12 protein-coding genes and 1 other annotated feature (1 of these 13 running past the window's edge) are annotated in these 14,031 nt (G+C 46.6%); of the genes, 11 read left to right on the forward strand and 1 reads right to left on the reverse strand.

Going from position 1 to position 14,031, the window contains the following annotated elements; translation table 11 throughout:
• Positions 1-34: 34 nt before the first annotated feature.
• The 5 genes from tig (at position 35) to CKW00_RS01795 (ending at position 6,818) form a co-directional block, all read left to right on the forward strand.
• Positions 35-1,321, forward strand: a complete 1,287-nt coding sequence (tig, locus tag CKW00_RS01775) for a trigger factor (RefSeq protein WP_095821111.1) — start codon at positions 35-37, stop codon at positions 1,319-1,321.
• A gap of 280 nt (positions 1,322-1,601) precedes the next feature.
• A complete protein-coding gene (clpX, locus tag CKW00_RS01780) occupies positions 1,602-2,873 on the forward strand; it encodes an ATP-dependent protease ATP-binding subunit ClpX (RefSeq protein ID WP_095821112.1) in 1,272 nt (423 codons plus the stop codon).
• 137 nt (positions 2,874-3,010) lie between these two features.
• Positions 3,011-5,338: an endopeptidase La gene (lon, locus tag CKW00_RS01785; protein ID WP_095821113.1), complete on the forward strand. Its 2,328-nt coding sequence runs from the start codon at positions 3,011-3,013 to the stop codon at positions 5,336-5,338.
• Entirely contained in the window at positions 5,325-5,912 is a 588-nt protein-coding gene (yihA, locus tag CKW00_RS01790; protein WP_008588645.1) for a ribosome biogenesis GTP-binding protein YihA/YsxC, read from the forward strand. Before lon ends, yihA begins: the two co-directional genes overlap by 14 nt.
• 171 nt (positions 5,913-6,083) lie before the next feature.
• Positions 6,084-6,818: an amino acid ABC transporter ATP-binding protein gene (locus CKW00_RS01795; protein ID WP_158221259.1), complete on the forward strand. Its 735-nt coding sequence runs from the start codon at positions 6,084-6,086 to the stop codon at positions 6,816-6,818.
• A gap of 50 nt (positions 6,819-6,868) precedes the next feature.
• On the opposite strand, the gene CKW00_RS01800 is transcribed toward CKW00_RS01795, so the two are convergent.
• The gene (locus CKW00_RS01800; protein ID WP_095821115.1) at positions 6,869-7,336 is read right to left on the reverse strand and encodes a hypothetical protein; all 468 of its coding nucleotides are present in this window, start codon (positions 7,334-7,336) and stop codon (positions 6,869-6,871) included.
• Between the two features lie 239 nt (positions 7,337-7,575).
• Between CKW00_RS01800 and hemA the strand changes: the two genes are divergently transcribed.
• The 6 genes from hemA to hemL are packed head-to-tail and all read left to right on the forward strand — an operon-like array spanning position 7,576 to position 13,783.
• A complete protein-coding gene (hemA, locus tag CKW00_RS01805) occupies positions 7,576-8,949 on the forward strand; it encodes a glutamyl-tRNA reductase (RefSeq protein ID WP_095821116.1) in 1,374 nt (457 codons plus the stop codon).
• A 14-nt stretch (positions 8,950-8,963) separates the two neighbouring features.
• The gene (locus CKW00_RS01810) at positions 8,964-9,785 is read left to right on the forward strand and encodes a cytochrome C assembly family protein (RefSeq protein ID WP_095821117.1); all 822 of its coding nucleotides are present in this window, start codon (positions 8,964-8,966) and stop codon (positions 9,783-9,785) included.
• Between the two features lie 18 nt (positions 9,786-9,803).
• Positions 9,804-10,733, forward strand: coding sequence for a hydroxymethylbilane synthase (gene hemC / locus CKW00_RS01815; RefSeq protein ID WP_095821118.1), 930 nt, complete (start codon positions 9,804-9,806; stop codon positions 10,731-10,733).
• Positions 10,733-11,500 carry a uroporphyrinogen-III synthase gene (locus tag CKW00_RS01820; protein ID WP_095821119.1) on the forward strand — a complete coding sequence of 256 codons (768 nt, stop codon included), beginning with the start codon at positions 10,733-10,735 and terminating at the stop codon, positions 11,498-11,500. Before hemC ends, CKW00_RS01820 begins: the two co-directional genes overlap by 1 nt.
• A 6-nt stretch (positions 11,501-11,506) precedes the next feature.
• On the forward strand, positions 11,507-12,481 hold the full coding sequence (gene hemB, locus CKW00_RS01825) for a porphobilinogen synthase (protein ID WP_198951612.1): 975 nt from the start codon (positions 11,507-11,509) through the stop codon (positions 12,479-12,481).
• An 18-nt stretch (positions 12,482-12,499) separates the two neighbouring features.
• Positions 12,500-13,783 carry a glutamate-1-semialdehyde 2,1-aminomutase gene (hemL, locus tag CKW00_RS01830; RefSeq protein WP_095821121.1) on the forward strand — a complete coding sequence of 428 codons (1,284 nt, stop codon included), beginning with the start codon at positions 12,500-12,502 and terminating at the stop codon, positions 13,781-13,783.
• Between the two features lie 143 nt (positions 13,784-13,926).
• Positions 13,927-14,031, forward strand: a binding site (T-box leader) (it continues 119 nt past the right edge of the window).

Below are 14,031 nucleotides of genomic sequence, written 5' to 3' on the forward strand. Positions count from 1 at the left end.
TAAAAATGAAAATATGACGTTGGAGGGACTTTTTATGTCAGCAACTTGGGAAAAGAAAGAAGGAAATCAGGGAACCCTTACAGTAGAGGTATCACCTGAAGAATTCGATAAAGCGCTCGATCAGGCGTTTAACAAAGTAGTGAAAGAAGTACAGGTACCTGGATTCCGTAAAGGAAAAGTACCGCGTAAAATCTTCGAAGGCCGTTTCGGTGTTGAATCTCTTTATCAGGATGCACTTGATATCATTCTTCCACAGGCTTATTCAGATGCTGTACAGGAAACGGGCATTGAGCCGGTAGACCAGCCTGAAGTGGATGTGGAGCAGATTGAAAAAGGCGAACCGCTTATTTTCAAAGCGGATGTTACAGTTAAGCCTGAAGTAGAACTCGGCGAATACAAAGGTCTTGAAGTAGAAGAGGCAGATACTGAAGTAACCGATGAAGACGTGGAGGAAGAACTTAAGCGTCAACAGGAAAACCAGGCTGAGCTCGTAGTTAAAGAAGAAGGCGAAGTCGAAGAAGGCGACACAGTTGCTATGGACTTCGAAGGTTTCGTTGACGGGGAAGCGTTTGAAGGCGGCCAGGCCGAGAACTATTCTCTTGAAATCGGATCCGGTACGTTCATTCCAGGTTTTGAAGAACAGCTCGTCGGTAAAAAAGCTGGAGAAGAGCCTGATGTGAACATCACGTTCCCGGAAGATTACCACGCTGAAGAGCTGGCCGGAAAAGAAGCAACATTCAAAGTTAAAATTCATGAAGTGAAAGCCAAGGAACTTCCTGAGCTTGATGATGAATTCGCTAAAGATGTAGACGAAGACGTCGAGTCTATGGATGAACTGAAGAAAAAAACCCGCGAAAATCTGGAACAGCAGAAGCAGCAGGATGCTGAGAACCAGAAACGCGAATCACTCGTCAACCAGGCGAGCGACAATGCTTCCGTGGAAATTCCACAGGCCATGGTCGACTCCGAGCTGGATCGTATGATAAGCGAATTCGAACAGCGTCTGCAAATGCAGGGAATGACGAAGGAAATGTACTTCCAGTTCACCGGTCAGGACGACAACCAGCTTCGTGAGCAGATGAAAGAAGATGCTGAAAAGCGCGTGAAGACGAACATGACGCTTGAGGCGATTGCTCAGGCTGAAAACGTCGAAGTAACCGAAGAAGACGTAAATAAGGAACTTGAAAATATGTCCGCTATGTATCAGACGGACGTTGAGAATCTGAAGCAGATGCTTGGAGGAAACACAGACATGGTCAAAGATGATCTGAAAATCCAAAAAGCGATTGAAGTACTTGAGCAGAACAGCAAAACAGTATAATGAGTGATGACAAAAACAAGGCGAGGAATATCCCCGCCTTGTTTTCTCATATTATTTGCAATTTGTCATTAATAAGTCATATCATTAAGACAGTCAATCGTATCTATACATATTAAGAATTACTAAGCGTTTGACCTGCTTGTACAGTCTCTGCATAATATTATGTGATGTCGTCAGCAGGTAGGGCAGCCTTTTACTTTTTAAATATCGATTTATTTGGTATGATAAGCGAAAGATAGTGCGGGTTAGCCTTGGCATCATTTTGGAAAGGGTGAAAGTAATGTTTAAATTTAATGAAGAAAAAGGGCAGCTCAAGTGCTCGTTTTGCGGTAAAAGCCAGGATCAGGTACGAAAGCTTGTAGCAGGTCCGGGTGTATATATTTGTGATGAGTGTATTGAACTGTGTACAGAGATAGTTGAAGAAGAACTGGGTAACGAAGAAGAAACGGAATTCAAAGAAGTTCCGAAGCCTGAAGAGATCCATAATATCCTCGGTGATTACGTCATTGGTCAGGAGCAGGCGAAGAAGAACTTATCCGTTGCGGTTTATAACCACTACAAACGTGTGAATACGACAACTGCGAAGAATGATGAAGTGGAGCTTGCGAAGAGTAACATTCTTATGCTTGGACCTACTGGTAGCGGGAAGACGTTGTTGGCTCAGACACTGGCGCGTATTCTCAATGTACCGTTTGCCATTGCCGATGCAACTTCCCTTACGGAAGCCGGGTATGTCGGCGAGGACGTGGAGAATATCATCCTTAAACTGATTCAGGCAGCAGATTATGATGTAGAGAAAGCCGAAAAAGGCATCATCTATATTGATGAAATCGATAAAGTCGCCCGTAAGTCCGAGAACCCGTCCATCACACGTGATGTTTCCGGGGAAGGTGTGCAACAGGCCCTTCTTAAAATTCTCGAAGGAACTCAGGCGAGCGTGCCTCCACAAGGGGGACGTAAGCACCCTCATCAGGAATTCATCCAGATTGATACTACGAATATCCTGTTTATCGTCGGCGGTGCGTTCGATGGTATCGATCAGATCATTAAACGTCGTCTCGGACGAAAAGTGATCGGTTTTGGATCCGAACAGTCGCAGCCGGATTCCGAGAAGCAGGAACTGCTTACGAAAGTACTTCCTGAAGATCTGCTTAGTTACGGACTTATCCCGGAATTCATAGGTCGACTTCCGGTGATTGGAAGCCTTGAGCAGCTCGATGAAGATGCGCTTGTAGAAATTCTCACTCAGCCGAAAAACGCTCTCGTGAAACAGTATCAGAAACTCCTTCAGATCGATGATGTCGAACTTGAATTCGAAGAAGATGCTCTTCGCGAAATTTCCAGATTAGCTATCGAACGGAAAACAGGTGCGCGCGGACTGCGGTCTATCATTGAAGGGATCATGCTCGATGTAATGTTCGACCTGCCTTCAAGAGATGATATCGAGAAATGTGTCATCACGAAAGAAACAGTGAAAATGGAAGGTGGCCGTCCTCGTCTTATATTGACCGATGGTACGGTGGAAGAACCGAAAAGTCCAAAAAGCGCCTGAGCACTTCAGGCGGAATAAAGCTTAGCCGCGCTAGTTTAAGCGCGGCTTCTCTTTTCTGTTTTTTTGGTTTGCATTCTTTCTTTACATAATTCTTCCGGACAAATATGGAATGAAAATAACATCAGGAGGTGTAACGAATGACTGAAAGTAAAACATACCCTCTACTTCCGCTTAGAGGATTGCTCGTCTATCCTTCTATGGTGCTTCACCTGGATGTCGGTCGTGAGAAATCAGTGAAAGCTTTAGAAGAAGCTATGATCGATGACAGTCACGTTATGTTGATTGCACAAAAAGAAACAAGCGTGGATGAGCCGGAAAGTGACGACCTTTACGAGGTAGGTACAGTAGCTTTCGTGAAACAGATGGTGAAACTGCCGAATGGTACGCACCGCGTCCTCGTCGAAGGCGTGGAACGGGCAAAAGTGAAAGAAATAAAGGAAAAAGAAGAACATTTCGAAACGACCGTCACTGCGTTACAGGAAGTGCAGGGGGATCGGAATGAAGAAGAAGCTTTGACACGCACGCTCATGGAACAATTCGAACAGTACGTAAAAATATCGAAAAAAGTGACGAAAGAAACTTACGACACTTTGGCCGATATCGATGACCCTTCCCATCTTGCCGATATGGTCGCCTCTCATCTTCCGATTAAAATCAAGGAAAAGCAGGGAGTACTCGAAACTTCAGAAGTGAAAGAGAGACTGAAACGTGTCATTGACATTATAGGCAATGAACGTGAAGTTCTGCAGATAGAACAGAAAATCGGACAGCGTGTGAAAAAATCGATGGAAAATACCCAAAAAGAGTACTACCTTCGGGAACAGATGAAAGCTATCCAGAACGAACTGGGCGATAAAGATGGAAAGTCCGGAGAAGTTGCGGAGCTGAAAGAAAAAATTGAAAATGCAAATATGCCCGAGCGGATTGAACTGATAGCTCTTAAAGAACTGGGGAGGTACGAAAAAGTTCCTCAAAGTTCAGCCGAAAGCTCCGTCATACGTAATTATATCGAGTGGCTCGTCGTACTGCCCTGGACGACCGAAACGGAAGATAACCTGGATGTACCGCACGCGGAAGAGATTCTCGAGGAGGATCATTACGGTCTTGATAAAGTAAAAGAACGTATATTGGAGTATCTGGCCGTGCAACAGCTGACCCAGTCCATCAAAGGACCGATTCTTTGTCTCGTCGGTCCCCCGGGCGTCGGGAAAACGTCTCTCGCAAAATCCATAGCGCGGGCGATCAATCGTAAGTTCGTAAGGATATCTGTCGGCGGTATTAGAGATGAGGCTGAGGTTCGTGGACACCGGCGTACTTATATCGGAGCTATGCCGGGGAGGATTATCCAGGGTATGAAACGCGCAGAGACTGTCAACCCGGTCTTCCTGCTGGATGAGATAGATAAAATGGCCAGCGATTTCCGGGGCGACCCGTCTTCTGCGATGCTTGAAGTTCTCGACCCTGAACAGAACGCAACGTTCAGTGACCACTACATTGAAGAAGATTATGATCTTTCGAACGTTCTGTTCGTAGCTACGGCCAATACAATGTCCACGATCCCCGGTCCGCTCATGGACAGGATGGAAGTGATCCAGATTGCGGGATATACCGAGGTCGAAAAACTTCACATTGCAAAAGAACATCTTTTGGGTAAACAGATTACAGAGAACGGGCTGACGAGAAATCAGCTTCAGTTCCGGGATGACGCTCTTATGAAACTTATCAGACGTTATACAAGGGAAGCGGGTGTGCGCGGACTTGAACGTGAAATCGCCAACGTCTGCCGGAAAGCCGCTAAAATAATCGTTTCCGGAGAGAAGAAGCGTGTAATTGTTACGGAGAAAATGATAGAAGAACTGATTGGCCGCCCTAAATTCCGGTATGGTCAGGCTGAACTTGAAGATCAGGTAGGGGCAGCCACCGGCCTTGCCTATACAGCAGCCGGCGGTGATACGTTGTCCATTGAAGTTTCCGTCTCACCGGGTAAAGGCAATCTCACACTTACCGGGAAATTAGGTGACGTGATGAAAGAGTCGGCCCAGGCCGCTTTCAGCTATATCCGCACCAGAGCGGATGAACTGAATATCTCTTCCGACTTCGTAGAGAAAAACGATATCCACATTCACGTTCCGGAAGGAGCCACGCCTAAAGATGGTCCTTCAGCAGGTATCACGATGGCCACTGCTCTCGTCTCCGCACTTACAGGTCGTGCCGTGTCGAAAGAGGTGGGGATGACCGGGGAGATTACGCTGAGAGGCCGCGTCCTTCCTATCGGCGGGCTGAAACAGAAAGCCCTCAGTGCTCACCGGGCCGGACTGACAAGGATAATTATCCCTTTTGAAAACAAAAAAGATTTAGACGATATCCCGGAAAGCGTCCGGAACGATTTGACATTCATTCCTGTGAAGCATCTTGATGAGGTGCTCGAGCAGGCATTGACGGGTGAGAAAAATGAGAGTAAATGAAGCGGAAATAGTTATCAGTGCTGTAAGTAAGACTCAGTACCCGAGCGATCCGATTCCGGAGATTGCGCTTGCGGGGCGTTCCAACGTAGGGAAATCATCCTTCATCAATACGATGATCCAGCGTAAAAATCTGGCCCGTACCTCAGGGAAGCCGGGGAAGACGCAGACGCTCAATTTCTACATCATCAATAAATCTTTTCACTTCGTAGATGTACCCGGGTACGGGTATGCAAAAGTCTCCAAAGCGGAAAGAACACGCTGGGGAAAGATGATGGATGAATACTTCGGGGAACGGGAACAGCTCGTTTCGGCAGTTCTTGTCGTGGACTTACGGCATGAACCGACTGATGAAGACTGTATGATGTACGATTATTTTAAATATCACGACCTTCCGGTAACGATTATCGCTACGAAAATGGATAAAGTTAAGAAAGGGAAACGCCCGGCTCAGAAGAAGCTTATACGTGAGGTGCTGGAAGTGGACGAAAAGGATCCGCTCATCCTTTTCTCTGCGGAAACCTCCGAAGGCAAAGATGAAGCCTGGAAGTCCCTGCGGTCCCATTTGAAAATGTAGAAGACCGGTGGTCAGAAAAAAATACTGATGTTACAGAACCGGGAAGGTCCGTTACGATTCGCAGAATCGTTCGGGCCTTTCTTATTTATCGGCTGATGAAGGTGGACCCTTTCCTTTTCAGGCGTTCCGTGATATTTTTAGTGAAAACCGTTAACGCTGGGAGAGGTGACAATGAACGAAGTTATTGATGTACAGGGGTTGAATAAGTCATTTGGAGAACTGGAAGTACTGAGAGATATCCATTTCAACGTGAAGGAGGGGGAAGTTGTCGTAATTATCGGAGCAAGCGGTTCCGGTAAAAGCACATTACTGCGCTGTCTGAATTATTTGGAGATGAAAGACAGTGGAGAAATTTCACTTCACGGAAAGCGTGTGGACGAACGGAAGGATAAGCTGAACGAAATCAGGCAGAACATAGGGATGGTCTTTCAGCAGTTCAATCTTTTTCCTCATAAAACGGTTCTCGAGAACGTGATGGAAGCTCCTCTTCAGGTTAAGAAAATGGAGAAAGATAAGGCAGCATATAAAGCCCGGGAGCTGCTTAATAAGGTGGGGCTCAGCGACAAAGAAGATGTCTTTCCGAACCGTCTCTCCGGGGGACAGAAGCAGCGTGTAGCTATAGCAAGGGCGTTGGCCATGAACCCTTTGATTATGCTTTTCGATGAACCTACCTCGGCTCTTGACCCCGAACTGATCGGGGAAGTTCTGCAAACGATGAAGGATCTTGCCAAAGAGGGGATGACGATGGTTGCCGTAACGCATGAGATGCGTTTTGCCAGAGAAGCAGCGGACAGAGTCGTCTATATGCATGACGGCCGCATCGTGGAGGAAGGAACGCCGGAGGAGATATTCGAGCATCCGCAAAACGACAGGACGAAAAAGTTTCTTCAGTCCATATACGTCTGAAATTCAAAGACAGAAGCCGCGATCCCGGGAATCAGGAACACGGCTTCTGTCTATTTCTGTTTGTAAAAGTAATATCCCCCGAGCAGCAGGAAGAGGATACTGAAGTACATTTTTATGTATGTCACTACGGGCGGCACCCAGAAAAAAAGCGACTCGATGGCTGGAACGATGAGGATGCCGAGTCCGACAGCTAGAGGCAGCAACCCGATTTTCACTTTTCTGCTCAACATAAGTGCAATGCCTATATAAATGATGTACATACTCCAATGTTCAGGCCACACAGCTATATTCGTTTCGGCGAAAAGCTGCCACAGGGTAAGCAGTACCATGGCCTGGAAAAACAGCAGCGGCGTTTCCCGAACGCGTCTGGCATGAATGAAAAGAGAGACTGTCAGGAAGGCGAACAGAGATATACCTCCAAGCTGAGTGCCGACAAAAGGGATAGGAAACTGTTTGAAGAGAAAGAAAACGCCGGTAGCAGTCAAAACCATTGCAATCAGAAAATAGTATTTTTTCATAAACGAAAGAACCTCCGGGATGTAATTTTCTTGTGGAATGAACAAGCTTTTGATATATTATTAATAGCTCTTATTTAAATTAATTCTAATCTGGTAAAGAATTTTTAGAATCTTTCTTATATCGTATCATAAGATTTTCATATTCTGTCCATAAGTTATTCTAACAGAGGTAAAAATTCATGTTACAATGGTAAATATGAGTTGTGATAAGGTACGGACACATGATGGGGGTATATGTCATGCATATTTTAGCTGTAAGTATTAATTACCGAACCGCCCCTCTTGCTATCAGGGAGAAGCTCGCGTTTTCCGAAGCTGATCATGCAGAAGCGATGAAGACTTTAAATGCTCAGAAAAGCATTATGGAAAACGTGATATTGTCCACGTGCAACCGCACAGAATTGTACGTAGTGGCGGATCAGATACATACTGGCCGTTACTATATTAAAGATTTTCTGGAAAAGTGGTTCAATATTGAAAAGCAGGAGTTTTCGCCTCACTTGATTGTATATGAAGCGGATGGGGCAATCGAACATCTGATGAGAGTCTCGGCAGGACTCGATTCTATGGTTCTGGGAGAAACGCAGATTCTCGGCCAGGTGAAACAGGCGTTTCAACTTTCTCAAGGTTCAGGCACGACCGGCACAGTCTTCAATCAGTTGTTCAAGCAGGCAGTCACTGTAGCGAAGAAAGGCCATAAGGAAACAGCGATCGGAGAGAACGCCGCATCTGTAAGTTACGCTGCGGTGGAGCTTTCCAAAAAAGTGTTCGGAGAATTGAAAGATAAACACATCGCTATCATCGGTGCCGGTAAAATGGGAGAACTGGCAGCCAAGAACCTTTTCGGTTTCGGTGTCGGTAAAGTCACAGTACTTAACCGGACATTGGAAAAAGCCGAAGCTGTAGCTTCCCAGTTCTCCGGAGAGGCTACAACTCTGGAGGATCGTGAGCAAATTCTTGAAGAGGCGGATATCGTCATCAGCTCTACGGGGTCTGATGAATACGTCATTACGAAAGATATGGTTGCACGAGCCCACAGAAAGAGAAAAGGAAATCCTTTGTTCTTCGTCGATATCGCTGTACCGAGAGATCTTGATCCCGGTATCGCCGATCTTGAAGGCATGTTTCTTTATGACATTGACGACTTGCAGGGAATCGTGGACGAAAACCTTACTGAACGGAAGAAAGCGGCAGAAGAGATTGAGCTTATGATTGAAGCCGAAATCGTTGAATTCAATGAGTGGTTACGCACGCTTGGAGTGGTGCCGGTCATTTCTGCTCTGCGCCAGAAAGCTCTCGGCATTCAGGCGGAAACGATGGAAAGTATCGAAAGGAAACTGCCTGAACTGAGCGCCCGCGAAAGGAAAGTACTGAACAAACACACGAAAAGCATTGTGAACCAGATGCTGAAAGAACCGATTACTCAGGCAAAAGAACTTGCCAATGAACCTGGTGCAGAAGAATCTCTGCAACTGCTCACTCAAATCTTCGGCATTGAAGAAGAAGTGCAGGAACAGGTGAAAATCCAGGAACAAAAAAATAACCACGCTGTTAAGGTCGATGATAAAGGGATATTGACGTTCCCTGCGTTACAGAACATGACTCAGGCTTAAAAGGTGGACAACCTATGGTACTTGACCTTAAGTGGATTTATGAAATCATCATTTTATTTTATGGTCTCAGCCTTACCGGCTATTTTATAGATTTCATCCAGGGGGACCGGAGAGCGAATAAGATCGCTTTCTGGTTACTCGGGATAGTCTGGACGCTGCAAACGGTTTTTCTTTTATCCCAAATCTTCATAAAAGATGATTTTCCCGTCACGACCGTTTATGACGGTCTTTATTTTTATGCCTGGATCCTTGTAACTTTTTCTCTCGTTCTGAACCGGCTGTTTCGGGTTGATTTTATTATTTTCTTCACGAACGTCATCGGTTTTTCGGTGATGATCATCCATCTGATGACCCGGGCCCAGAGAGATATGGGGGAAGGCGGGGTGGAGCTTGTAAATGAAATGCTGGTAGTGCATGTAACGCTGGCGATCATCTCCTACGGCTTTTTTACCCTCTCTTTCATATTTTCAGTGCTTTACCTGTTACAATATCGTTGGCTGAAGAGTAAAAAGTGGCGGAACCGTCTCGCAAGGCTCGGGGATTTGGCTAAACTGGAGCGATTATCTTACCTGTTCATCGTTCTTGCGGTACCCGTCCTGCTGATAGCGATTGTGCTCGGGGTCGTCTGGGGCTACATTTCCGAGGACGTATTCTACTGGTTGGACTTTAAAACGGTAGGTTCGATCATAGTTGTATTCGTCTATATGATCTGGCTGTTCCTGAAGGTTGTACGTGGTTTTCAGGGAAGACTCATTTCAACCTATAATATAGGTGCCTTTCTTCTCTTACTCATCAACTTCTTTCTGTTCAGTTCATTATCAAACTTTCATTTTTAATTACTAGGAGGAACTATTGTGCGTAAAATTGTTATCGGGTCAAGGAAAAGTGACCTGGCTATAAGCCAGACAGAGTGGGTAATAGACCAGTTGAAACAGATCGATCCTTCCTACGAATTCGAAATCAAAAGAATCTCCACCCGTGGGGACGAAATATTGAACGTCACCCTTTCAAAAGTCGGTGGAAAGGGCTTATTCATTAAAGAGATCGAGGACTCCATGTACAGCAAAGAAATCGACATGGCCGTACACAGTATGAAAGATATGCCTTCGGTAGTGACAGAAGGTCTTTCTCTTTCCTCGGTTCCGATACGTGAAGATCACAGGGACGCTTTCGTGTCGAAGGACAATACGACTCTGAAAGATCTTCCGGAAGGAGCGATAGTCGGTACGAGCAGTCTCCGTCGTTCCGCTCAGATAAAGGCGGTGAGACCGGATGTGGAAGTGAAGTGGATCCGTGGTAACATCGGCACCCGTCTCAGAAAGTTGAGAGAAGAAGAATTTGACGCAATCGTTCTTGCTGCTGCCGGTCTTAAACGGATGGGCTGGACAGAGGAAGTCGTCACAGAATTCCTTGATCCGGAAGTTTGTGTACCTGCAATCGGGCAGGGAGCGCTTGCGATTCAGTGTCGTGATGATGACGATGAATTGAGAGAACTTCTGGCCAAATTAAATCACGAATATACAGCAGCGACCGTCAGTGCCGAACGTAAATTCCTTCACGATCTGGACGGCGGCTGTCAGGTACCGATTGGAGGGTATGCATACCGCGAAGGGGATCAGTATACACTCTCTGCGCTGGTGGGCACACCTGATGGAGAGACGATCCTTCACGAAATCGTAACCGGCACCGATCCTGTAGCTGTAGGTAAAGAGGCTGCAGATCTTCTGAGAGACCGCGGTGCTGCAAAAATTATCGAAGACGCCAAAGAGGAGTTTGAGCAGTAATGTCTTCTCTTTCGGGAAAAGAAGTCCTGATTACAAGGGCCAGGCATCAGGCCGATACGTTAAAGGAACGTCTTGAAAGCAGAGGGGCCGGTGTGACTGCTGTCCCTCTGCTTTCTTTTGTTAAAAGGGACAGCGAAGAAAATGTCCGCCTTCTTGAGAATCTGGCTTCCTACGACTGGGTTCTCATTACGAGCACAAACGGAGTGCGGTTTTTTAATGAGTTGATCAGGGAATATCTGGAATCGGTCCCGGAAGGACTCAAATATGCGACAGTAGGCCCAAAGACGAAATTGGCGCTTGAAGAGGAAGGAAGAACCGTTTCCTTTCTTCCTTCCTCTTACTCTGCGGAGTTTTTAGTGAAAGAATGGGTGCCGATGCTCGAAAGTAATGAGCGGGTATTATATGTACGGGGCAACCTTTCGAGGGAAACGGTACGGGAAGGGCTCAAGGAACATCACATTTCTTTTGATTCGATGACTGCTTATGATACCTTAATATTGGAAGAGAAAGCAGCAGAGTTACAGGACAGACTGAGGAACGAAAGCTGGGATGCTCTTACTTTTTTCAGTCCTTCCGCTGTAGAAGCGTTTTGTGAGCTTTCGGGAACGCTTTGCAACAGGGCACTTGATCTTCCCTGTTTCTGCATCGGCCCTACTACAGAAAGACAGGCTGCGGACGCCGGATTTACAAATATACAAAGCCCTGCGACTTTCACAGCGGAAGCGCTTATTGAAAAGATGGAGGAGTATTTTACCGAGAAAGGATGAAACGTGATGGCGAATGAATTTAAAAGACATAGAAGATTGAGACAGTCGGCTTCTCTTCGGTCGATGGTACGGGAGACTCACCTGCACCCTGAAGATTTTATATTTCCCTTATTTGTTGTTGAAGGGGCGACGGAAAATAACGACGTAGGGTCTATGCCCGGCGTTTATCAGGTTGCTTATAACAATCTGAAAACAGAGCTCGACGAAATTATAGAGCTTGGACTCACTTCCGTCATCATTTTTGGAGTTCCGGAGGTCAAAGATCCTTACGGAAAAGAAGCCTATAACGATGAGGGCATCGTCCAGAAATCGATACGCTTCATCAAAGACTATGCTCCGCAGCTGACAGTGGTTGCAGACACCTGTCTTTGTCAGTACACCGATCACGGGCACTGTGGAGTCGTGAACGGCGGAGTGATCGAGAATGATACCTCACTTGAACTTCTTGCTAAAACGGCAGTGACTCAGGCGGAAGCGGGAGCAGACATTATTGCGCCTTCTAATATGATGGATGGTTTCGTGACGTATATCAGGAAAGCTCTGGATGAGTCCGGCTTCCCTCAAATACCGATTATGTCATACGCCGTCAAATACTCTTCCGCTTTCTACGGCCCTTTCCGGGATGCTGCCCACAGCACGCCGCAGTTCGGGGACAGGGATACGTACCAGATGGACCCTGCGAACCGGCTGGAAGCAAAACGGGAAGTCAAGTCGGATCTTGAAGAAGGAGCCGATTTTCTCATTATAAAACCAGCCCTCAGCTATATGGATATACTGAGAGATACGAGGGAAGAGACGGATGTTCCGCTTGTTGCATATAATGTGAGCGGAGAATATTCCATGATCAAAGCAGCTGCCAGCCAGGGATGGGTCGATGAGAAAGCTATCGTAACGGAGAAGCTCTTATCCATGAAACGGGCCGGAGCCGATCTTATCGTAACGTATCACGCAAAAGATATGGCAAGATGGCTGAAAGAATAAATGAAGGAAGGTGTCATAATGAAAAGGTTTGATAACTCTATTTCCGAATTCAAAACAGCGAAAGAAATAATGCCGGGAGGGGTCAACTCTCCTGTACGTGCCTTTAATTCCGTGAACATGGACGCCCTGTTCATGGAAGAAGGGAAAGGGTCTAAAATTACCGATATCGATGGTAACGAATATATCGATTATGTACTCAGCTGGGGGCCTCTCATTCTCGGCCACGCCGACGAGCAGGTAGTGAGCGCACTGCAGAAGATGGTTGCGAAAGGTACCAGTTTCGGTACTCCTACGGTTATTGAGAACAAGCTTGCCAAGCTGGTCATCGACCGGGTACCTTCCATTGAGATGATGCGCATGGTCAACTCCGGCACAGAAGCTACCATGAGTGCTCTGCGAGCGGCGAGGGGTTATACGGGTAGAGATAAAATACTTAAATTCGAAGGGAACTACCATGGGCACGGAGATTCCTTATTGATTAAGGCGGGTTCGGGGGTAGCGACTCTCGGCCTTCCTGATTCCCCCGGAGTTCCTAAATCGGTAGCCGAAAATACGATTACCGTTCCATACAACGATCTTGAAAGCGTACGTTATGCTTTCGAACAGTATGGGGACGAACTTGCCGCTGTAATCGTGGAGCCTGTGTCCGGCAATATGGGAGTCGTACCGCCGGAGAACGGTTTCCTCCAGGGGCTGCGTGAAATTACGGAGGAGCATGGAACAGTGCTTATCTTCGATGAAGTCATGAGCGGTTTCCGTGTAGGTTATAATAGTGCTCAGGGACACTTCGGTGTAACACCGGATATGACCTGTCTCGGAAAAGTGATCGGCGGTGGTCTGCCGGTCGGGGCTTACGGCGGTAAACGTGAAATCATGGAAACGATAGCTCCTGTCGGAAAAGTATATCAGGCAGGCACGCTCTCCGGTAATCCGCTTGCGATGACGGCCGGTTATGAGACACTTCGTCAAATGACTGAAGACACCTACGGAACGATCGAAAAGAAAGTGGATCGTCTGGTCGAAGGTTTCCGTGAGGCGGCGGACGAAAACGATATACCGCTTGCCATCAACCGTGCCGGTTCTATGGTCGGGGTATTTTTCAACGATAACGATGTCACTAATTTTGAAACAGCGGGTAATTCCGATACGGAACGTTTCGCGAAGTATTACCGCGGGATGATCGAAGAAGGTATTTTCCTTCCTCCTTCCCAGTTCGAAGGCCTATTTTTATCAGCGGCCCACACGGACGAGGACATTGAGAAGACGGTCAGCGCAGTGAAAAAGGTATTCAAAAAGTTGTAATCATCTGATCGGGGCAGTCTCTGCGGAGGCTGTCCCGTTTATTGTTACAGAGTGGAAGTGGATCAGAAGTCGGCCCGGTCCCTGGATATTTTCGTTGACGGCATGGGAGCTGTTCTATACAATTAAAAGAGAAACAGGATAAAGAAATTGCCATGATGGAGAAGAGTATGTCTATACGTTTTAAGAGAGGAAAACAAACGCTGAAAGTTTTCTAAACCACTGTAGACGGAAGGTAGCTCTATTAGCAG

The organism is Salimicrobium humidisoli, assembly GCF_002295105.1.
GTDB classification, from domain to species: domain Bacteria; phylum Bacillota; class Bacilli; order Bacillales; family Halobacillaceae; genus Salimicrobium; species Salimicrobium humidisoli.

Excerpts from the sequence above, each read along its gene's own strand:
- CKW00_RS01820 (WP_095821119.1), top strand. The coding sequence starts at position 10,733 with ATGTCTTCTCTTTCGGGAAAAGAAGTCCTGATTACAAGGGCCAGGCAT.
- CKW00_RS01800 (WP_095821115.1), bottom strand. The coding sequence starts at position 7,336 with ATGAAAAAATACTATTTTCTGATTGCAATGGTTTTGACTGCTACCGGC.
- hemL (WP_095821121.1), top strand. The coding sequence starts at position 12,500 with ATGAAAAGGTTTGATAACTCTATTTCCGAATTCAAAACAGCGAAAGAA.
- yihA (WP_008588645.1), top strand. The coding sequence starts at position 5,325 with ATGAGAGTAAATGAAGCGGAAATAGTTATCAGTGCTGTAAGTAAGACT.
- clpX (WP_095821112.1), top strand. The coding sequence starts at position 1,602 with ATGTTTAAATTTAATGAAGAAAAAGGGCAGCTCAAGTGCTCGTTTTGC.
- CKW00_RS01795 (WP_158221259.1), top strand. The coding sequence starts at position 6,084 with ATGAACGAAGTTATTGATGTACAGGGGTTGAATAAGTCATTTGGAGAA.
- hemA (WP_095821116.1), top strand. The coding sequence starts at position 7,576 with ATGCATATTTTAGCTGTAAGTATTAATTACCGAACCGCCCCTCTTGCT.
- tig (WP_095821111.1), top strand. The coding sequence starts at position 35 with ATGTCAGCAACTTGGGAAAAGAAAGAAGGAAATCAGGGAACCCTTACA.
- CKW00_RS01810 (WP_095821117.1), top strand. The coding sequence starts at position 8,964 with ATGGTACTTGACCTTAAGTGGATTTATGAAATCATCATTTTATTTTAT.
- lon (WP_095821113.1), top strand. The coding sequence starts at position 3,011 with ATGACTGAAAGTAAAACATACCCTCTACTTCCGCTTAGAGGATTGCTC.
- hemB (WP_198951612.1), top strand. The coding sequence starts at position 11,507 with ATGGCGAATGAATTTAAAAGACATAGAAGATTGAGACAGTCGGCTTCT.